This is a genomic window from Alteromonas sp. AWJ4_197 (genome assembly GCF_056160285.1).
This window is the reverse complement of sequence record NZ_JBSWWW010000005.1, coordinates 464,099-483,328: the sequence shown is the minus strand read 5'-3', so window position 1 is coordinate 483,328 and position 19,230 is coordinate 464,099. Positions and strand designations below refer to the sequence as shown.

Here is a 19,230-nt window from a genome sequence, read left to right as displayed (position 1 = left end):
CTAGACGAAGGGGACTGAAATTTTGCTCAGCGAAGCATGCTTCGCTAAATTTCAGTAAAGGCAAGGTGAGCCTGCGAACCGCGCGACCTTATTGCTTTACTGAACTTTCAAGTCCTGAAGCTGCTGGTTAAAACCAACAACTCCGGCCTATCTCACAGTTTCAATCGACTGTGACGCGATATAAATGGCGTCCCCTAGGGGATTCGAACCCCTGTTACCGCCGTGAAAGGGCGGTGTCCTAGGCCTCTAGACGAAGGGGACTGAAATTTTGCTCAGCGAAGCATGCTTCGCTAAATTTCAGTAAAGGCAAGGTGAGCCTGCGAACCGCGCGACCTTATTGCTTTACTGACTTTCAAGTCCTGAAGATGTTTAAATGTAACTCACTGATACAAGCTACAAACAACAACTCCGGCCTATTTCACAGTATTAACCGACTGTGACGCGATACAAATGGCGTCCCCTAGGGGATTCGAACCCCTGTTACCGCCGTGAAAGGGCGGTGTCCTAGGCCTCTAGACGAAGGGGACTGAAAATCTGTTTCGAAAGCAAGCTTTCGAGATTTTCAGTAAGGCGAATCGAGCCCGCGAGATGAGCGACCTTATTGCCTTACCTAAGAACTTACCGGAAAATACATTTCCGACTACTGTAAATTCTTTAAGAATTTGGTGGAGCCAGGCGGGATCGAACCGCCGACCTCCTGCATGCCATGCAGGCGCTCTCCCAGCTGAGCTATGGCCCCGTACTTGGAATGGTCACTGTATTTCGTGTGACTGTTCCGTGACAGCGGGGCGCATTCTAGGCATACCCCACTGCCCTGTCAACGGTTTTTTTAGGAATTTTCCCTGTTTGCTATAAAAGTAAGCGCTTTGTTTATTCTCTCTTCAATTTTGGCTTTTGAGAGCAAATTCAACGTTACATCCAGCGACGGAGAGTTACCACTTCCGGTTGCTGCAACACGTAAAGGCATACCGACTTTACCCATTCCCACACCCAGCGATTCTGCCGCCGCATTAATAGCAGCACCGATATTTTCCGGATCCCATTCTTCAATAGCCAGCAGTTTCTCTTTAACCACCTCGAGAGGCTCTTTGGCAACAGGTCGCAGATGCTTTTTCGCAGCATTTGCATCGAAGTCTTCAAAATCCACATAGAAGTATGTACTGATTTCCGCCAGCTCTTTAAGTGTTTTGACACGATCAGCCTGAATGGCAATCACCGATTCCAATGCCGGTCCGGCAGCCAAATCGATATTCATCTCATCAAAATGCCATTTCAGACGTGAAGCAACCTCACTGGCCGGCAAAGTTTTCATGTAGTGTTGATTCAGCCATACCAATTTTTCAGTATTAAAAGCAGAAGCAGACTGACCAATGGCATCCAGATCGAAATACTCAATCATTTCTTTCAGTGAGAAGATTTCCTGATCCCCGTGGGACCAACCCAGACGAACCAGGTAGTTAAGTACCGCCTGCGGCAGATAACCATCATCGCGATACTGCATTACACTCACAGCACCATGACGCTTAGAAAGCTTCTTGCCATCATCACCAAGAATCATAGATACGTGAGCATATTCAGGTACCGGCGCACCCAGCGCTTCCAGGATATTAATCTGACGTGGCGTGTTATTAATGTGGTCTTCGCCACGCACTACGTGAGTAATCCCCATATCCCAGTCATCCACTACAACACAGAAGTTATAAGTAGGCGAACCGTCAGAACGTTGAATGATCAGATCATCCAGCTCTTTATTACTGATTTCGATTTTGCCACGGATATGGTCGTTAATGACTACCGTGCCTTCCTGCGGGTTTTTGAAACGGATAACAAAAGGCTGACCTTCCAGATGGTCAGTACGGTCACGCCATGTACCGGGATAACGGGGCTTCTCGCCGTTTTCTTTTTGCTTTTCACGAATCGCGTCCAGTTCTTCTGAACTCATGAAGCACTTATAAGCTTTACCTTCATCCAACATTTGCTGGATCAGCGCTTTATAACGGTCAAATCGCTCAGTTTGGTAATAAGGACCTTTATCCCAGGTTAAACCCAACCATTGCATACCATCGAGAATAGCTTGCTTTGCATCATCAGTAGAACGCTCTAAATCTGTATCTTCTATACGAAGTACAAATTCCCCGCCCTTGCTTTTCGCATATAGCCAGGAATAAAGAGCGGTACGGGCACCACCTACGTGAAGATAGCCGGTAGGGCTGGGAGCAAATCGCGTTACGACAGACATGTAGTTTCTCTATCTTTAAATGGAAGTAAAAATTGCGTGCATTCTACCAGCCAATCCGGCGCGGCAAAAGCCAGCTATCGTGCCATTATTTAATATCAGCGGTTAACTGCAAAATAATGGACGGGATTTTCACTTTGTGCTTAAAATTCCGCCACCCACCGGACAGAGAAACATCAGCACCCTGCTAATTGATCGGAATTCAATCAGGCAGTCATTTTTCCGTAATTTTGTTGTTGACACCATCGAATGCAACCCTATAATACCGCCCCACTTGTCCAGCACGGACAGGTAACAAACAGCGGACGCTTAGCTCAGTTGGGAGAGCATCGCCCTTACAAGGCGAGGGTCACTGGTTCAAGTCCAGTAGCGTCCACCACTTCTAACGTGGACCTGTTTGAAAAGAAAGAGGACGCTTAGCTCAGTTGGGAGAGCATCGCCCTTACAAGGCGAGGGTCACTGGTTCAAGTCCAGTAGCGTCCACCAATTTTCTTTGGATTTGGTACGGCGAGGGTCACTGGCTCAACAACTTCGTTGCGAGTCACAGTAGCGTCCACCAATTCTTCCATTTGTTGCAGCAATAAATTCGGACGCTTAGCTCAGTTGGGAGAGCATCGCCCTTACAAGGCGAGGGTCACTGGTTCAAGTCCAGTAGCGTCCACCACTTTCTTTTCAGATTCCTTGTTTCATTTATATATCAAGCAACGTGTCCGTTCACTGGTTCAACAACTTCGTTGCCTGCTTTTGAGAAAAATGCTCAGCAAGCGTCCACCACTTCCCTGTCAACTTTCCCATTCTCTTTGTATTTCAAACCGTGCTAAGGTGCTGATTAACTATTGCAGTTGATTTTCCTAATAGTTTTGCAGGATGCTGCCGATACAAAAACAGCACAATGTATTGCTATGGACAGGTAGTAACACGCACGATGAATATCAAGCTTGCCCGCGCTATTCGTGTTCTGATTGTAGATGATCAGATCCTGGCGAAGGGATATTTGAAATACACAATGGAAGAACTCGGGTTCCAGCAAATCAGTTATATTGATAAAGCTGACGAAGCCCTGCGCCTGATAAAAGAAGAAACCTTTGAACTTGTGGTGTGCGCGTATGATCTGCGGGAAGAAAAGGAAGGTTACTTTCTCTACGAACAACTCAAAGCCCACAAGATCCTGCCCCTGACCACTGCGTTCGTTTTTATTTCTTCAGACACTACTGCTGAGATCGTTCATTCAATCGTTGAGCTGCAACCGGACGAATTTCTTGCCAAACCGTTCTCGGTAAAAGAGCTGGATAAACGCCTGAGTCGCGTACTGGTTCGCAAACAAGCGCTCAAAGATGTTTATGCGTTAATGGACAAGGGGGATTTCGAAAGGGCACTTGACGAACTTGAGCGCTTTCTGACAGAGCCTAAAAACGCTGAATTTTTCCCGCTGGCCCTGCGAACAAAGGGTGAATTGCTCCTTTTATGTGAACACTTTGAAGAAGCCGCTGATTTTTATCAGGCCATCATCAATGTGCAGGATTTTACCTGGGCAAAACTGGGACTGGTTCGTTGCTACCTGCAACTGGATAAAGATGATGAAGCGGAAAAGCTTATCCTCAGGCTGGCATTTCAGCCGGATGCCATGCTCAGCGCCTACGATTTACTGGCGGCGTTGCAGATAAAGCAACAGGAGTTCGATGATGCGCTGGAGTCTGTCACTCTGGCATCCTCAATTTCTCCCCGTAATGTGCACCGGCATAAACAGGCCGTGGATTTATCTAAGATCACCCATGATTTCCCTGCGCAATTTGACGCAGCAAGACGGGTGGTAAAATACGCTAAAAATTCTATTCACGACAAACCTGAAAATTACCTTAATGTGGCCCGCGCCGGCATTGATTTTGCCATGACCGCCGATGCAGCAGAGACAGGAAAACTGGTCAGGCAAACGCAGGACTTTATCCGTCAGATGAAAGAAGCGTTTCCGAAAGCGGAGGTCGATAGTGAACTCAAGGTCATTGATGCCAGGCTGTATTATCTTGAAGATGAAACCGATAAAGCCCGCATGCTGTTGAGTCAGTTACAAAATGCCGATATGAGCCATGAAAATACTGAAGGCCTGATGGACAGAGCAAAAGCTTTTCATGAGGTTGGCTTGCAGGAACATGCGCTGGCGATTCTGGATGAAGTTGAGCGCCGTTGTGTTACCGATGAAAGTCAAAGTGCGCTGTTTATGCATTACCTGAAGCAACAACAGCAGGAGAAGCGGGAGATTGCAGAAAGCCCGAAAGCGCTGAATAACACGGCTGTAAACTATTTCCGCGAAGGGGATGTGGCCAATGCGCTTATTGCCTTCCGCCAGGCATTTACGGTTATGCCAAAGAACCCGGCCATAGCGCTGAATCTGCTGCAAACCACCGCGTCTGAGCTCAGGGATAACCCTGCCAGGCAAACAGAAGATAATAAAAAATTAATTTTCAACTGCATGAAAACGCTGGAGTCGGCCACTCTGACAGATGAACAGGAACGCCGCTATCACCGGGTGAAAAGTAGTCTCAGCGGCCTTTAATCACCTGAGCAGTTGACGGTTTCTCAGCACACCGGTTTTGCTGGTAACAGTGTCTGCCGGTAAACCACGACTTCATCATTGAACACTGCATCAGAATAGAGATAACGGTACGAAAACGTCATACCCAGTTTTTCCATTACGTTTACTGATGCCTTGTTATCCGGCAGTGCAATGGCTGAAAACTGGTTTGTCCCGTTAACATATAACGCCTGTTTGACCTGTGCTGCGGCCTCGGTGGCAATCCCCTTTCCCCATGTTTTGCGGTGAAAGCGCCAGCCCAGCTCCAGATTATTATCATCCCTTTCACCGGTGAAAAATCCGAAAGGCCGCACCAGAATCCATCCCAGATCTTCCTGTGGTGACTCCAGAGCACTCACCCGCCAGAGCCCCCACCCTTTCGGTTCATCAGAAAACGCCCGGATCCGCGGAATAAACTGTTCCCGAATCGTCTCCATAGATGTTTTTTTACCGCCATTGATGTACTTCATCACGGCTTCATCCTGATCCACCGACCACAAAAACTCTGCGTCATCTGCGGTGACAAAATGAAAGGACAATCTTTTTGTATGAGGAATGTGCATGATTTGCTACCCGCGGCCGGTAATCAGCCGCCTAACATCGCAAGATGTGACGTTGCTCCGGTATTACCATCCTGCAGATAATGCGTCGCGTGCTTCTGAGTCAGCAACTGCTGCAAGTGTGCCATTAATGCCTGCACATCACCCTGCTGCAGATAAGGGCGGATATCAATGCCGTGCTCACTAAACAGGCACAGGTGTAAATTGCCGTTTGCAGCCACCCTGAGACGATTACAGCTGGCGCAGAAATCTTTGCTGTAAGGCATGATGAGCCCAATGCGGCCTGCGTAATCCGGATGATGAAACTCCTGCGCCGGACCGGCATCTTTGCTGCGCAATACCGGCATCCAGCCTTCATTAAGCAGTTGTTGCTTCAGCGGACCGCCGGATAAGTGTTGTTGTGCAAAGAATTCAGGATGATCACCGGTTTCCATCAACTCAATGAAACGTAACGTAATCGGCGTGTCTTTCAACCAGTCTTTAAACTGCTGAAGTTGTTTACCGGCAAAATGTTTAAGATAAACAGAATTCACTTTCACAGTCATGCCGGTATCGATGGCAGCACTGACGCCATCCAGCACCTGAGTTAATTTATTCTGTCCGGTAATGTCGGCAAACTGGCGGGGGTCAAGACTGTCAATGCTCACATTCACCTGATCAAGACCGGCATCACGCCATTTTTGTGCATCTCTGGCCAGGCGTCCGCCGTGGGTGGTGGTCGCCACTTTATTAATCCCGTCAGTGTTCTTACACAATGCAATCACGTCGGTAAAATCACGCCTCAGGCTGGGCTCACCACCGGTGATCCGGATTTTGGATGTGCCAAGACCGGCAAAGGCCTGTACCAGCGTGTCTATCTCGGGCAGCGTAAGAAAAGTGTCGTCAGAAGGCCCGTGGTATCCGTCAGGCAGGCAATACTGGCACTTAAAATTGCATGCTTCTGTGATGGATAAACGCAGATAATGAAACCGGCGACCAAAGTTGTCCTGTAACAAAAAGACACTCCCGCTTAGCATTGGCCCTGTAAAGACAGGAAAATGAAAGAAACAATTCAGATTAGCACTTTACCACGAAAGAACTATGTCGTCATGAACACAAAAAATGCGTTGGACGTGAAACTTTGAGCGCGCAACGCTTTGCGGTACTCTTATTTACATACAGTCGTACACCACATTTTCACGATGAGACCATCCCGATTTAATGTTTCACCGGACACACCGGTGCGCTGGCACGTGCTGAATCAGCTCTGGCCTTATTTACTTGAGTTTAAAAGCCGCGTTGCCATCGCGCTGGCCTGCCTGATCTTGGCAAAACTTGCAGCAATCGGTCTGCCCTATGTACTTAAATACACAGTCGATTCACTGAACACAAAAGATGCGGCCACCGGTCTGGTTGCCGTACCTCTGGCATTAATTGTTGCATATGGTGCGTTGAAGTTGCTTAACGTGATCATTGGTGAAGTCAGAGACACGCTGTTCGGACGGGTCACTGAAAGGGCCATGCGACGTATGGGGTTACGGGTTTTCAAACACTTGCATAACCTTGATTTGTCTTTCCATCTGAACCGTCAGACCGGCGGTTTGTCGCGGGATATAGAGCGTGGTACCAGCGGTATCAGCTTTCTGATGCGGTTTATGGTATTCAACATCGGCCCTACCCTGCTGGAAATTCTGATTGTAACCGGCCTGCTCTTTTTTCAGTATGGCCTTTCTTTTGCCACTATTATCCTTGCCTCCGTCATTGCGTATGTAGCTTATTCCATGAAAGCAACAAACTGGCGAACGCGCTTTGTTCATGCCATGAACCAGGCAGATTCATCAACCCACTCAAGGGCGGTAGACAGCTTACTGAACTTTGAGACAGTGAAGTACTTCAGCAATGAGGCATATGAAGCCAGCCGTTACGACAATAACCTTGCTGACTGGGAACAGGCCAGACGTAAAAACCGGTTATCGTTATTTGCTTTGAATGGCGGTCAGGCGTTCATCATCGCAGTGGCAATGACGGCCATGCTGGCAAACGCCGCTTACGGCGTCGCACGGGGCGACATGACCATCGGTGATTTTGTATTAATAAACGCATTTACCATGCAAATATTTATGCCCCTGAACTTTTTAGGGTTCGTTTACCGGGAGATCCGTGGTTCCATGGCAAACATAGACAATATGTTCGCCCTGCTGGATACCCGTTCTTCAGTGCAAGATGAAGACAATGCACCGCCACTGAACATCACCCGTGGCGAAATCTGTTTTGAGAATGTCAGTTTTTCTTACCGCGATGACAGGCCTATCCTCAAAAATATCAGTTTTACCATCAAGCCAGGTGAAAAGGTGGCCATTGTGGGTGCCAGTGGCGCCGGTAAATCGACGCTTGTCAAATTGCTTTTCCGCTTTTACGACACTAGATCGGGGCGCATATTGATTGACGGACAGGACATCCGGAAAGTGTCGCAGCAATCATTGAGAGAAAGGCTGGGCATTGTCCCCCAGGACACCGTGTTGTTTAACGATACGTTGCTGGAAAATATCCGCTACGGTAACCCGGATGCCAGTGAGGCGGATATCGAACAAGCCATTCGTACCGCCCATCTTGACGGTTTTATTGCTCAATTGCCTGAGAAGGGCGAAACCCGTGTGGGTGAGCGGGGATTAAAACTCTCCGGCGGGGAGAAGCAACGGGTAGCCATCGCCCGTGCAGTGCTGAAAAACCCGCCCGTACTGCTTTTCGATGAAGCCACTTCCTCTCTGGACAGCGGTGCTGAGCGTGCCATCATGGAGGCCCTGTCTGAGCTTGCTTCCGGACACACTACGATTATGATTGCACACCGGTTATCAACTATCACAGATGCAGATAACATTCTTGTACTAAAACAGGGCGAACTGGCAGAACAGGGTACCCATCAGGAATTGCTGATGCAGCAAGGCGAATACGCACGCCTTTGGACTCTACAACAAAAACAGGAAAACTAATGGATCCGGCGTTCTTAAAAACTGCAGTTAACGCACAGATGCCCTTCGGCAAATATGCCGGCAGAAAACTGTTCTATCTGCCGGAACCTTATCTGGTGTGGTTTCACAAACAAGGCTTCCCGCAGGGAAAGCTTGGCGAACAACTGGCCCTGATGTACGAGATCAAATTAAACGGGCTGGAAGCTGTCGCTGAGCCCTTGCTTGAGGACTGACTGCAAAACCGGCGTCACGGAGTCTGTCATTCAGAACCTGCTGAATTCAGAAACCGCTGAAGCCGGTTGCTTTGTCTGCTGAAAGCGTCTCTGTTTTCTCCCCGTGGGAAGAGAATCTGATATCACGACTTTTAATTACAGTGATCTGGTCTTTCTGCGCGCCCTCCGGCAATGACATATTCCGCAGCGTGATGTCGTTGACACTATCGAAGACGAGCACAGAACGGGTATCAGGTGCTTCAAGCTGCAGGTTGATATTTTCAAGCGTTATGTCCTGTGCGTACCGCATGTACAAACCGGAAGCAGGCAATAACCCGAACATTGCAGGTTCAGGATAGGCTGCACGACGCTCCGGCACATCAAAAGGCGAATGTCGCGGTTCCTCTTCTTTCAGGGCAAAAAAGGCGCTGATGTGATCAGGTTTCTGAGCGAGCACATCTTCCCGCGTCAGTCCGCCGCCGGCGATCAGATACATATCTTTCAGGGTTACCTGAGACACCGGCGATTCCGGTAACCCCTGAATGATCACCGGAAAACGTCCGTCAGAATGACTTACCGTTACATCTTTAATCAGCACACGACGAATAGCACCCGGCGGCGTATTTTCCGGCCCGCGCATGCGTGCACCGTTATAAATAAAAATGGGAGAATTACTGACCCGGTTCATCACCAGACCGGATGCAACGACATCTTCAATAATGCCGCCGTCTACGGTTTCCAGCGCCAGACCGCGACTGTGATCAAACACCACATTACTGATAGCAATGCGTTTGAAACCACCGTTAGACTCGGTGCCCAGCTTTATCCTGCCCGTTGCCCCGTCACCATCCGGTGCAGTGCCTTCCATTGGCTGATAAGTGCCATCAAGCATGGTACCCATGGCGTAACCACTGACAACGCTGTTGCTGATAGTCACATTTTCGGTAGCGATGGCTTTGCCCATCACGTAGGAACTTTTCAACACGATAGCATCGTCATTGGGGCTGTTAACCACCACGTTGCTTATCCGCACGTTTTTACACACGTCTATATCAATGCCATCGCGGTTGGTATCGATGCGCAGATTATCGATGGTCAGGTTGTTAATGGCGGTGGCGAGGATCCCGAAGTGCCCGCCGCGATAAATACTGAAGTTCCGGAATGTAATGTTCCGGCCACCCTTTATCGCAATGGTTTTGTTACCCGGATTGACTGAAGGTGCCGGCCCCAGTGGCGGGTATAAGCCTTTCCACAGCCCCTTACCGTCAATCAGCCCGCTGCCGGAAATGGTGACATCGTGAATATTTTCGCCCCAGAGCAGGCTGTTTCTAAAATGACTGTGACCAAAATCCTGGTACTTATATTTTTCACCCCAGATATTGGGCTCAGGTTTCAGATATCCTTCGCTCTCATCCTGCGGTGTTGCAGCCAGCAGCGTCGCGCCATTCGCAAGGTGCATATCAACCTGACTTTTCAGCTCAACGCTGAAGCTCGCGTAAGTGCCGGGCGGAAAATACACCGTTCCCCCACCATCCCTGCTGGCAGCGATGATGGCAGCATTAATCGCATCTGTGTCCCTGCTTATACCGTCGCCAACGGCCCCGAAGTCTCTGACGTTATAGTACCCCTGCATGTCATGAGCCTGCACGTTCTGGATGAAACCGATTACCCAAAGTAAAAACAACTGAAAGAACACTCTGCGCATGTAACACTTCCGCCGGTAAATTTAAAAGCCACCATAAAAAATCATGCTAATGACAGAGCAAACTTATCGTCAATTGAAACTGCTGATGCAGCCTGTTACAACGGCTTAAATAATCAGAAACTTCCATATCTGAATATGTAGGGAGTACCTGCGCTTTTGTAAATGATTGCAGAGCGGCAGTCCCGCACGGGAATGTCTACAACGAATAGTCGAATACGTAACTATGCTCCCCACCCTCCCGAATGATTTTCATATCACCAGAAAGGCCAGATAACGCTTCTGTGCCGGAGTCCGGTACCACTTTTAAAATAAGGGAGTCTTTGCCCTTATCCATCACGCCGAAATGCTGCAAAGCAAATGAACCTGACTTTCCATTCAATGTTCCGGACACAATTTCTATTGCCACATATCCAGCAGAGCCGGGAACAGCTGTCATCAGGGATAACATTTCGCCCTTGCTTGTGGCACTGAGGGCACCGTGAAATGTTTTTTCTATGGTCATACGACCGGGATTCATCCCGTCTTTCGCTGTCATGAAGCCTTCAACCGGCTGTAACGACACATCAAATTTGCCCTGCACTTCCATTGTACTTTCTCCGTAATGAGTTAGAATAACACTGTATAACCATACAGCAACCTTAAGAAGTAGCAAGATGTATTCAAGGTCGAGAAGACAACGGGATGCGGATATCGACAACCGTATACTGCAAATCCACCGGGCAATTGCTGACAAGGTAATAAGTAATCCGGTGCTGCTCGCGCAGGCAGAAGAAACGCTGGAAGCCCGTTATCAGCAAAAGCTCCTGCGTTACGGCAGTTATCTTTTATGGCACAGCATGCTGGAATTAAAACATGACGCGGAAGCATTCAAAGCACAGTTACTCAGCGATGAGCCACGCTGGAATGCGTTACGAAGAAACACCATTTTTACCGGTGTGTTAACAGAGCAGGAAAGAGAAGTAGCGCTGGCGACTTTTGCCGCCAGCGGGAAATAGACAGGCTTATGCGCCTTTACGTAAATGGTCTGCTACCAGAAACGCCATTTCCAGTACCTGATCGGCGTTCAAACGCGGATCACACTGGGTTTTGTATGCCTGTTTCAGATCTTCATCTGAAATTTCATAAGCACCACCGGTACATTCGGTAACATGCTGACCTGTCATTTCCAAATGCACACCACCGGCATGAGTACCTTCAGCTTCGTGGGCTGCGAAGAACTGACGAATTTCGCTTAAAATCGCATCGAAGTTACGGGTTTTATAACCGCTTGATGCCGAGAACGTATTACCGTGCATCGGATCTGAACTCCATACCACGTTACGGCCTTCAGCTTTAACACGACGCAGTAAGCGCGGCAGGTTCGCTTCCAGCTTATCTGCGCCCATACGAGTAATGAAAGTGAGACGCCCCGGGTCATTGTCCGGGTTCAGCACGTCAATCAGTCTGATAAGCTCATCCTCATCCATCGTCGGACCAACTTTCACACCGATAGGGTTATGAATACCACGGAAAAACTCAACGTGGGCATGATCAAGCTGGCGGGTCCGCTCACCAATCCACACCATGTGGGCAGAACAGTTGTACGGCTTACCGGTTAACGTGTCGATACGGGTGAGAGACTGTTCGTAGTTAAGTAACAGTGCTTCATGCGATGTAAACAGGCTTGTTTCATGCAATGAAGGCGTGTTCAGCGCATTCAGACCTATCACCTTCATAAATTCCAGAGAATCCTGAATACGGCTGGCAATGTCAGAATAACGGTCTTTCAGCGGGTTATTCTCTAGAAACGCCATATTCCAGCGGTTAACTTCGTTTAAGTCAGCCAGACCACCCTGAGCAAATGCGCGCAGCAGGTTTAGCGTAGCCGCACTGCGATGATAAGCATCCAGCAGACGGTTCGGATCCGGGCGACGGGCTTCTTCAGTAAACTCAAAGCTGTTGATGATATCGCCACGGTAACTGGGCAATGTCACACCATTAATCGTTTCGTAGTCAGAAGAGCGCGGTTTGGCGTACTGACCGGCCATGCGGGCAACTTTAGTGACAGGACAACGGCCAGCAAAAGTCATCACGATTGCCATTTGAAGCAAGACTTTAAACGTGTCACGGATCTTAGGCGCATTAAACTCGTCAAAAGACTCGGCACAGTCACCGCCCTGCAGTAAAAAACCTTTTCCCTGACACACTTCACCAAGCTGACGGCGCAGCTCACGTGTCTCAGCAGCAAAAACCAGTGGCGGATATTTGCTTAATGTTTGCTCTACAAAAGCGACTTGTTCCTGATTATCGTATTCAGGTTGCTGCAGGATCGGTTTTGATCTCCAGCTGTCAGGTTGCCAGTTACTCACGCTTTCTCCTCATTGTTGGCAGCGATGGCACAGAAAAATTGATGTCCCCGGACGATACAACCGGTGCCGCTTCAACGGCATCAGTTCATGCATGTCTCTGTTGGTGTAGTCTGATTTGTGTAACGGGTTCAGCAGAAAGGTTGCGAAGTGCAATGATGAACCTGAATGTACTTTATCGCGTATCCTGCGGCCAATAAGGCTGACAGCTACGTCTTTATATGAAACACCTGGCGGGAGTCTACCACAATTCAACCGGTGCCGGAGGTTTCATCACAGAAATTTGGTGAGTTTTTTGCGATGGCTTATAACAGAGATGGCGAAGCAAATTTTTAGCGGGCGTTACAGCCCGCAATGACCTAACCGGCCGGCTTTTGTTGCTTCAGATGACGGATAAAACCATCCGATGCCTGCTCGATTAAATCCAGCACCAGTTCAAAACCCTGCTTCCCGCCGTAATACGGGTCCGGCACTTCCTTTTCATCGCCCGGGGCAAAGTCGAGAAAATAATGAATACGGTGCTGTTCTTCCTCAGGACTCACCTTCATCAGATTCTCATAGTTACTGGTGTCCATGGCCATGATGTAATCAAAATCAGTAAAATCTTTATCTTCTACACGACGACATTTAATACCTTTAAAGGAATAGCCACGCTGCACACCCACTGATACCGAACGACCATCCGGCTGCTTTCCGATGTGATAACCGTGGGTACCGGCCGAATCAATTTTGAGGTCTAAACCTGCCGCTTTCGCTTTGTGACGAAAAACAGCCTCAGCCGTGGGTGAACGGCAAATATTGCCCAGACACACAAAAAGCACTGATGTTTTCTTTTTCGACTTAAACATGTCAATTTTCTTATTTTCTGCGGTATATCTGTCAAGCAACCAGTTATGACCGGCGCCCGGTTCAGACCCGCTGTACTACCCTAAGGAAAATCCTTTCCACAATTTCGCCGTATAGACTGCCATAATTTGGCCTGTGCATAAACGAATTCTTAACGTCGATGGTGTAAGTGCAGATTAAAGCAGGCCGCACATACAGCCTGCCTCCGGCATAAAAGCCGGACAACGTATGTTTACCAGCCGGTAGCTTTTTTATCTCTGAAAAACTGTCCGGAAGGACCATCCTTACCAAGTTGTCCCAGCCAGACGGCGGTTTCAGCCCCCTGCTGTGGTGTTCGCGGTGCATCACGTCCTCCCATGCGGGTGTGTACCCAGCCCGGACACATGGCATTAATTTTAATATTCTTCTCGCCGGCCACCTGTGCGGCAAGGTGTTTTGTCAGTGCATTCAGCGCGGCTTTACTGACGGCATAGGCCAGCGGCCCTTCCATCCCTTCTGAAAAAGCGCCCCACCCCGATGAGACATTGACGATGCGACCATACCCCCTTTCACACATGCCGGGCAGAATTTGCTGAATCAATGTCAGCGGACCGTTTACATGCACCTGCATTGCCTCTTTCAGTGAATCAGAAGACACGTCCTGCCAGTCTTCTTCATGGAGTACACCGGCGTTATTTACCAGCACATCCACACCGCCATAAATGGCCTGAGCACGCATAATATTTTCTTTAGCTGCCGCTTCATTGGACAGGTTAATTTCTATTATCTGAATGTCTTTGCCGACAATGTCCTTCTTAATCTCTTCGCCGGCTTCTTCATCCCGGCAGCCAAGCAACACCTTGAAGCCCGCCTGCGCATAGCCACGAACGATTTCCAGGCCAATACCGCGGTTGCCGCCGGTTACCAGTACAGTTGAGGTCATAATGTCTCCTGTCATCCAGTGAATAAAGTCAGTTGTATTGTTGGGTACGCGCCACTACCGCCAAGGTTCAACCACGGTCCATGCAATCCCGTTCAGAACAGCCGTAAACCTCAGATGACAAGGAATTAATGATCAACATCAGTGCCGTACAGGTAAGCAATACAAATAATTTATTGAAACGGAATGCATTATGAGTCAACTATCAAATCGTGACAGCGTGCTTAAATGGCTGACAGAATTGTACGGCGAACAAAAGGAATACCTGCAGGCCGTTGAGGAGATTGTGGATCATGTCATGCCAGTCTCAAACGCGTCGGAAGCTTACAAACGCTATGACGTGGTCAGAAGACTCTGCGTGCCCGAGCGTATCATTCACTTCAATGTGCAGTGGATGAACGATGACGGCGGGGTCGAAATACACCGTGGATGGCGCGTACAACACAACGGCCTGATTGGTCCATATAAAGGCGGCCTGCGCTTTCACCCCACCGTCAACGAGTCTGTTTTAAAATTCCTCGCCTTTGAACAATCCTTCAAAAATGCATTAACCGGCCTGCCCATGGGCGGCGCGAAGGGAGGCTCTGATTTCAATCCAAAAGGCAGAAGCGACACTGAAATCATGCGCTTTTGCCAGGCGTTCATGGCTGAATTGCAGCGTCATATCGGCCCGCAGACCGACGTGCCCGCCGGCGATATAAACGTCAGCAGCCGTGAAATCGGGTTCATGTACGGCCAGTACCGCCGTATCCACAATCAATTTGGCGGCACACTGACAGGAAAAGACATCTCATTCGGTGGCAGCCATGTGCGCACAGAAGCCACCGGGTTCGGCTTGATTTACATGTTGCAGGAAGTATTGGCTGCTCATGACGATAACCTCGAAGGCAAACGCACCGGTATCAGCGGCGCGGGCAATGTTGCGCTGCACGCTGCGCTGAAAGCCTGTGAATCCGGCGCTGTGGTAACAAGCCTGTCGAACAGCCGTGGTTGCCTGATAAAAGAGAACGGTTTGTCAAAGCAGGACATTCAGTTTGCTATTGAGCAGAAGCACAACTATGACAACATCCTCTTAGCCATCAGGGAGAAGAGTGGCGGAGAATGGCACGAAGGCAAAAAGCCATGGCATCATTCCGCTGATATCTGCCTGCCCTGCGCGACGCAAAATGAGCTGGATGAAGATGACGCTGATATGCTTTGCCGGAACGGCGTGAAGTATGTGCTGGAAGGTGCAAATATGCCGTGCACTGCTAACGCACAGAAAGTGTTTGCTGAACACCGTATTCCTTTCGTACCGGGTAAGGCTTCTAACGCCGGCGGCGTCGCATTGTCAGGCCTGGAAATGATGCAGAACGCCAGTTTTCGCAGAAGCAGTTATGACACACTGGATAAAGAACTGAAAAAAATCATGAAGCACATTCATGAGCAATGTGTGAAAGAAGGCCGTGAAGACGGTTTTACTGATTATGCAAAGGGCGCGAATATCGCCGCATTCAGACGTCTGGCAGATGCGATGGTTGCTCAGGGCCTGTAGTTCGTTAATAAGAGAAAAATCCCGGCGTGCTTGCCGGGATTTCCATAACGTCTGGCGATGATGTAAAGCGCTGTTAAAGTGGCAGACCTATGTAGTTTTCAGCAATAGTGGTCTGTGCTGCTTTTGAGCCGGCAATGTATTCCAGTTCCGCCACCTGCATTTTGCGATCAAACTCTCCGCTTTCAGGGAAACGGTGCATCAGCGTGGTGAGATACCATGAAAAACGTGACGACTTCCATACGCGGTTCAGCGCTTTTTCAGAGTAAAGGTTAATGCCATCAGATTGCTTTTCTTTGAAGTAACTGATTATTGCTGCCGACAAGTAGGTGATATCCGAAGATGCCAGATTGAGCCCTTTCGCGCCGGTGGGCGGCACGATATGCGCAGAATCTCCCGCCAGGAACAGGCTGCCGTGACGCATGCTGCCAAAAATAAATGAACGCAGTGGTGCAATGGATTTTTCGATTGAAGGTCCGGTCACCAGCTTTGAGGAGATCTCAGGACCCAGACGAACAGCCAGTTCATCCCAGAACCGTTCATCAGACCAGTCTTCCACCTTTTCATCCAGCCCTACCTGGATGTAATAGCGGCTGCGGGTAAGCGACCGCATTGAAGATAAGGCAAAACCGCGGTCGTGATTACTGTAAGCCACTTCGTGTGTGGCTGGCGGCACATCTGCCAGCACACCCAGCCAGCCGAATGGATAGACTTTTTCCACGTAGTTCGTGTTGCTTCCCGGCATGGCTTTACGGGAAGGCCCGTGGAAGCCATCACAACCGGCGATAAAACGACAATCGATACGATGAGGTTCGCCGTTTTTTGTATAAGTTACGCAGGGTGCTTCGGTTTCAATATTATGCAGAGCAACATCATCTGCATCGTATACCCGCATTACACCGCGACTGTCTGATGCGTCCATGAGATCTTTGGTAATTTCAGTCTGGCCGTAAACAACCACCTGGCTGCCGGTTAAACCCTTCACATCAATTTCAATGACCCTTTCGCCATCAGCGAGAATAACGCCGTCGTGAGGTAAACCTTCAGCTTTCAGTCTGCTGTCCAAACCGAGCTTTTCCATTACCTGTAAGGTGCACTGTTCAAGCACTCCGGCGCGGATACGGCTTAACACATAATCCGGTGATTTACGTTCTACGATGATACAGTTGATGCCTGCCTGAGTGAGCAGGTGGCCCAGCATCAGTCCCGACGGGCCTGCACCGATAATAGCGACATCAGTTTTGGTGGTATTCATTTTCTTCTTCCGGCAAAGGGCTAAATTGTTAACCTATCGTGAATGAATTTAACACCTGCGTTTAGTCACTATTCCCGCAATCAATTGTACTTTTTCGTCAAATTAACATTTGACATACCGTTGAACAGCGTAAAGAAATCGAAAAGAAAAGAACACAAAGACCATTCCGGTAGTCAGTTAAGAATACCTTAAGCCCAACCGGAACAAACTATGGTAAAGAAACAATCGATTAAGCGCTGTGTCATTTTTGTAGCAGGGTTCAGTGCACTTGCCGCCTGCGCAGCGGAACGGGAAGAAAGGCCTTCAATCCCTCAGGAAGCATTTGACGCCTGTGCATCTTCATCAGAGGGTGACAGTTGCTCCATGAGCGGCCGGGATGGTGAGACAGTGTCAGGCCAGTGTGTGGCACCGCCATCCGGACCAGACGAAGACACTTCATCAGAAGAACTGGCCTGCCGGCCTGATAATATGGGTGAGCCTCCTGGCCGGAGACCGCCTCAGGGACAATTCTGAGTGGTAATACAGTTGTAAACCTTCACTCATCCATGCCACCGTTTCCCCTCAAACTGTGTTCTGTTTGAGGGGAAATCAGTTACAGAATATGAAAAGTAACCGCGCCGTTCCGGTTTTATTCCTCTCTCCCTTTCCAAAAAGTTATTTGTACACCACACTAAACACAGGGTTCGTGTTCGCGTATCATCTTTTAAAATCAAAAAATTCAATTTCCGGAGTGACCATGCCTGCTCATGTGCTGATGCTCAGCAGTTCCCGTGTGGGAGACGAAGACTATCTCGCCCACGCCAAACCCATGATCCTTTCTCATTTAGGTGACAAACGGGACGTGCTGTTTATTCCTTACGCCGGTGTGACAGTATCTTTTGACGAGTACACGGCAAAAGTACAGGCTGCTTTACCTGAATGCCGGGTTACCGGGTTACATACATTTGAGCATCCGGCACAAGCAGTAACAGAAGCCATTCAGGCAGGCAAAGCAATATTAACCGGCGGTGGTAATACCTTTAATTTGCTGGCAAATCTGTATAAAAACTCGCTTATTGCGCCTATATGCCTGGCCATTGAATCAGGCGTTCCCTACATCGGCTGGAGTGCCGGTTCAAATATTTGCGGTGCTACCATCAGAACCACCAATGACATGCCTATTATCGAGCCGCCGTCGTTTGACGCCCTTGCGCTGCTTCCTTGTCAGTTGAATCCGCATTATTCTGATTACCACCCGCCGGGTTTTAACGGGGAAACCCGCGATCAACGTCTTGCTGAATTCACGAAGCTGAATCCGGATACAGCTGTACTGGCAATACGTGAAGGCACTGCGCTTGAGCTGTCTAAAGGTAAACTGACATTTAAAGGGGAATATGGCGGTTTTGTATTCTCAGGAAAACAAAAAACCGCCATTAAAGACGGTGATGACTTAAGCCAGTTTCTGCACCGTTGATACCAGGTCCTCTACCGTAATCTCATCTGCGCCGAAAGGAATTTCGGCCAGCATAGGAGCAGGCAACACGGCTTTAAGTGTCGCCAGATTTTCATCGTATACCGGCATATCAGCAGACAACTGATTCGCCACCCAGCCTTTAATGTTCAGGCCGTCATTCAAAATGGCTTCACAGGTGAGTACGGCATGATTCAGACATCCCAGCCGCATGCCCACTACCACAATAACATCCAGCTTAAGTGCCTGAACGATTTGTGGCATCCAGAGACCATTGCCTAACGGTAACCGCCAGCCACCGGCCCCTTCCATGAGCATAAAGTCAGGGTGCATCCCTGCCAGATGTTCGTACCCTTTAATCAGATCTTCTTTTTCAATTTTTAAACCTGCCTGCTCTGCAGCAATATGCGGTGCAACAGGTGGCTCAAGGGTCACCGGGTTCACTTCCTGAAGTGATACGGGCAAGGATGATGCTGCATGCAAAGCTCTTGCATCTTCGTTGCTGAGCGTGCCGTCAGTGACTTCACATCCGGCAGAGACTGGCTTGTACCCCACTGAGGAAAGTCCGGATTGCGCCGCAGCCTGTAAAAATAGAGACGACACAAAGGTTTTACCCACTTCGGTGTCGGTACCGGTAACAAAATAAGCATGCAT

The 19,230-nt window shown here is 49.0% G+C and carries 17 protein-coding genes and 6 tRNA genes; 10 read left to right on the top strand and 13 right to left on the bottom strand.

Features of this window, described 5'->3' with window-relative positions:
• Positions 1-185 precede the first annotated feature (185 nt).
• The 4 genes from ACXAGC_RS13860 to gltX all read right to left on the bottom strand — a co-directional run bounded on the left by ACXAGC_RS13860 (position 186) and on the right by gltX (position 2,239).
• Positions 186-261, bottom strand: a tRNA-Glu gene (locus ACXAGC_RS13860).
• 190 nt (positions 262-451) lie between these two features.
• Positions 452-527, bottom strand: a tRNA-Glu gene (locus ACXAGC_RS13855).
• Between the two features lie 136 nt (positions 528-663).
• Positions 664-739: transfer RNA gene (locus ACXAGC_RS13850), tRNA-Ala, on the bottom strand.
• Between the two features lie 90 nt (positions 740-829).
• A complete protein-coding gene (gene gltX / locus ACXAGC_RS13845; protein WP_474844838.1) occupies positions 830-2,239 on the bottom strand; it encodes a glutamate--tRNA ligase in 1,410 nt (469 codons plus the stop codon).
• Positions 2,240-2,539: 300 nt separating this feature from the next.
• Between gltX and ACXAGC_RS13840 the strand changes: the two genes are divergently transcribed.
• The 4 genes from ACXAGC_RS13840 to ACXAGC_RS13825 all read left to right on the top strand — a co-directional run bounded on the left by ACXAGC_RS13840 (position 2,540) and on the right by ACXAGC_RS13825 (position 4,787).
• Positions 2,540-2,615: transfer RNA gene (locus ACXAGC_RS13840), tRNA-Val, on the top strand.
• Positions 2,616-2,646: 31 nt separating this feature from the next.
• Positions 2,647-2,722, top strand: a tRNA-Val gene (locus ACXAGC_RS13835).
• A 102-nt stretch (positions 2,723-2,824) separates the two neighbouring features.
• Positions 2,825-2,900, top strand: a tRNA-Val gene (locus tag ACXAGC_RS13830).
• 261 nt (positions 2,901-3,161) lie between these two features.
• On the top strand, positions 3,162-4,787 hold the full coding sequence (locus tag ACXAGC_RS13825) for a response regulator (RefSeq protein WP_474844837.1): 1,626 nt from the start codon (positions 3,162-3,164) through the stop codon (positions 4,785-4,787).
• Between the two features lie 23 nt (positions 4,788-4,810).
• Here ACXAGC_RS13825 and ACXAGC_RS13820 read toward each other — a convergent pair whose 3' ends face one another.
• Together ACXAGC_RS13820 and moaA are read right to left on the bottom strand one after the other, a co-directional pair.
• On the bottom strand, positions 4,811-5,368 hold the full coding sequence (locus ACXAGC_RS13820) for a GNAT family N-acetyltransferase (RefSeq protein WP_474844836.1): 558 nt from the start codon (positions 5,366-5,368) through the stop codon (positions 4,811-4,813).
• 23 nt (positions 5,369-5,391) lie between these two features.
• Positions 5,392-6,360: a GTP 3',8-cyclase MoaA gene (gene moaA / locus ACXAGC_RS13815; RefSeq protein WP_474844835.1), complete on the bottom strand. Its 969-nt coding sequence runs from the start codon at positions 6,358-6,360 to the stop codon at positions 5,392-5,394.
• A gap of 186 nt (positions 6,361-6,546) precedes the next feature.
• On the opposite strand from moaA, the gene ACXAGC_RS13810 reads away from it, so the two are divergent.
• Positions 6,547-8,334: an ABCB family ABC transporter ATP-binding protein/permease gene (locus ACXAGC_RS13810; RefSeq protein ID WP_474844834.1), complete on the top strand. Its 1,788-nt coding sequence runs from the start codon at positions 6,547-6,549 to the stop codon at positions 8,332-8,334.
• Positions 8,334-8,546 carry a DUF3820 family protein gene (locus ACXAGC_RS13805; RefSeq protein WP_119500860.1) on the top strand — a complete coding sequence of 71 codons (213 nt, stop codon included), beginning with the start codon at positions 8,334-8,336 and terminating at the stop codon, positions 8,544-8,546. The genes ACXAGC_RS13810 and ACXAGC_RS13805 overlap by 1 nt, the downstream gene beginning before the upstream one ends.
• Positions 8,547-8,592: 46 nt before the next feature.
• On the opposite strand, the gene ACXAGC_RS13800 is transcribed toward ACXAGC_RS13805, so the two are convergent.
• A complete protein-coding gene (locus tag ACXAGC_RS13800; RefSeq protein ID WP_474844833.1) occupies positions 8,593-10,230 on the bottom strand; it encodes a rhamnogalacturonidase in 1,638 nt (545 codons plus the stop codon).
• A gap of 196 nt (positions 10,231-10,426) precedes the next feature.
• On the bottom strand, positions 10,427-10,816 hold the full coding sequence (locus ACXAGC_RS13795) for a DUF3224 domain-containing protein (protein ID WP_303574944.1): 390 nt from the start codon (positions 10,814-10,816) through the stop codon (positions 10,427-10,429).
• 67 nt (positions 10,817-10,883) lie between these two features.
• Between ACXAGC_RS13795 and ACXAGC_RS13790 the strand changes: the two genes are divergently transcribed.
• Positions 10,884-11,225: a hypothetical protein gene (locus ACXAGC_RS13790; protein WP_474844832.1), complete on the top strand. Its 342-nt coding sequence runs from the start codon at positions 10,884-10,886 to the stop codon at positions 11,223-11,225.
• 6 nt (positions 11,226-11,231) lie between these two features.
• On the opposite strand, the gene ACXAGC_RS13785 is transcribed toward ACXAGC_RS13790, so the two are convergent.
• The 3 genes from ACXAGC_RS13785 to ACXAGC_RS13775 all read right to left on the bottom strand — a co-directional run bounded on the left by ACXAGC_RS13785 (position 11,232) and on the right by ACXAGC_RS13775 (position 14,343).
• Positions 11,232-12,578 carry a class II 3-deoxy-7-phosphoheptulonate synthase gene (locus ACXAGC_RS13785; protein ID WP_303574946.1) on the bottom strand — a complete coding sequence of 449 codons (1,347 nt, stop codon included), beginning with the start codon at positions 12,576-12,578 and terminating at the stop codon, positions 11,232-11,234.
• 356 nt (positions 12,579-12,934) lie between these two features.
• Positions 12,935-13,423, bottom strand: coding sequence for a low molecular weight protein-tyrosine-phosphatase (locus ACXAGC_RS13780; protein WP_349585535.1), 489 nt, complete (start codon positions 13,421-13,423; stop codon positions 12,935-12,937).
• 230 nt (positions 13,424-13,653) lie between these two features.
• On the bottom strand, positions 13,654-14,343 hold the full coding sequence (locus ACXAGC_RS13775) for an SDR family NAD(P)-dependent oxidoreductase (RefSeq protein ID WP_474844831.1): 690 nt from the start codon (positions 14,341-14,343) through the stop codon (positions 13,654-13,656).
• A gap of 190 nt (positions 14,344-14,533) precedes the next feature.
• On the opposite strand from ACXAGC_RS13775, the gene gdhA reads away from it, so the two are divergent.
• Positions 14,534-15,874, top strand: coding sequence for an NADP-specific glutamate dehydrogenase (gdhA, locus tag ACXAGC_RS13770; RefSeq protein ID WP_474844830.1), 1,341 nt, complete (start codon positions 14,534-14,536; stop codon positions 15,872-15,874).
• Positions 15,875-15,947: 73 nt separating this feature from the next.
• Here gdhA and pobA read toward each other — a convergent pair whose 3' ends face one another.
• Positions 15,948-17,126 carry a 4-hydroxybenzoate 3-monooxygenase gene (gene pobA / locus ACXAGC_RS13765; RefSeq protein ID WP_474844829.1) on the bottom strand — a complete coding sequence of 393 codons (1,179 nt, stop codon included), beginning with the start codon at positions 17,124-17,126 and terminating at the stop codon, positions 15,948-15,950.
• A 210-nt stretch (positions 17,127-17,336) separates the two neighbouring features.
• Between pobA and ACXAGC_RS13760 the strand changes: the two genes are divergently transcribed.
• Together ACXAGC_RS13760 and pepE are read left to right on the top strand one after the other, a co-directional pair.
• A complete protein-coding gene (locus tag ACXAGC_RS13760; RefSeq protein ID WP_474844828.1) occupies positions 17,337-17,639 on the top strand; it encodes a hypothetical protein in 303 nt (100 codons plus the stop codon).
• Between the two features lie 223 nt (positions 17,640-17,862).
• Complete coding sequence (pepE, locus tag ACXAGC_RS13755; protein WP_474844827.1) at positions 17,863-18,579, top strand: dipeptidase PepE; 717 nt, start codon at positions 17,863-17,865, stop codon at positions 18,577-18,579.
• Here the strand turns inward: pepE and bioD are convergent.
• The gene (bioD, locus tag ACXAGC_RS13750; RefSeq protein WP_474844826.1) at positions 18,556-19,230 is read right to left on the bottom strand and encodes a dethiobiotin synthase; all 675 of its coding nucleotides are present in this window, start codon (positions 19,228-19,230) and stop codon (positions 18,556-18,558) included. The two genes, pepE and bioD, sit on opposite strands and share 24 nt — an antisense overlap.

Coding starts and splice junctions, on each gene's coding strand:
- ACXAGC_RS13800 (WP_474844833.1), bottom strand. CDS start 10,230: ATGCGCAGAGTGTTCTTTCAGTTGTTTTTACTTTGGGTAATCGGTTTC.
- gdhA (WP_474844830.1), top strand. CDS start 14,534: ATGAGTCAACTATCAAATCGTGACAGCGTGCTTAAATGGCTGACAGAA.
- pepE (WP_474844827.1), top strand. CDS start 17,863: ATGCCTGCTCATGTGCTGATGCTCAGCAGTTCCCGTGTGGGAGACGAA.
- ACXAGC_RS13760 (WP_474844828.1), top strand. CDS start 17,337: ATGGTAAAGAAACAATCGATTAAGCGCTGTGTCATTTTTGTAGCAGGG.
- pobA (WP_474844829.1), bottom strand. CDS start 17,126: ATGAATACCACCAAAACTGATGTCGCTATTATCGGTGCAGGCCCGTCG.
- ACXAGC_RS13805 (WP_119500860.1), top strand. CDS start 8,334: ATGGATCCGGCGTTCTTAAAAACTGCAGTTAACGCACAGATGCCCTTC.
- bioD (WP_474844826.1), bottom strand. CDS start 19,230: ATGCATGCTTATTTTGTTACCGGTACCGACACCGAAGTGGGTAAAACC.
- ACXAGC_RS13780 (WP_349585535.1), bottom strand. CDS start 13,423: ATGTTTAAGTCGAAAAAGAAAACATCAGTGCTTTTTGTGTGTCTGGGC.
- ACXAGC_RS13820 (WP_474844836.1), bottom strand. CDS start 5,368: ATGCACATTCCTCATACAAAAAGATTGTCCTTTCATTTTGTCACCGCA.
- ACXAGC_RS13810 (WP_474844834.1), top strand. CDS start 6,547: ATGAGACCATCCCGATTTAATGTTTCACCGGACACACCGGTGCGCTGG.
- ACXAGC_RS13825 (WP_474844837.1), top strand. CDS start 3,162: ATGAATATCAAGCTTGCCCGCGCTATTCGTGTTCTGATTGTAGATGAT.
- ACXAGC_RS13790 (WP_474844832.1), top strand. CDS start 10,884: ATGTATTCAAGGTCGAGAAGACAACGGGATGCGGATATCGACAACCGT.
- gltX (WP_474844838.1), bottom strand. CDS start 2,239: ATGTCTGTCGTAACGCGATTTGCTCCCAGCCCTACCGGCTATCTTCAC.
- ACXAGC_RS13795 (WP_303574944.1), bottom strand. CDS start 10,816: ATGGAAGTGCAGGGCAAATTTGATGTGTCGTTACAGCCGGTTGAAGGC.
- ACXAGC_RS13775 (WP_474844831.1), bottom strand. CDS start 14,343: ATGACCTCAACTGTACTGGTAACCGGCGGCAACCGCGGTATTGGCCTG.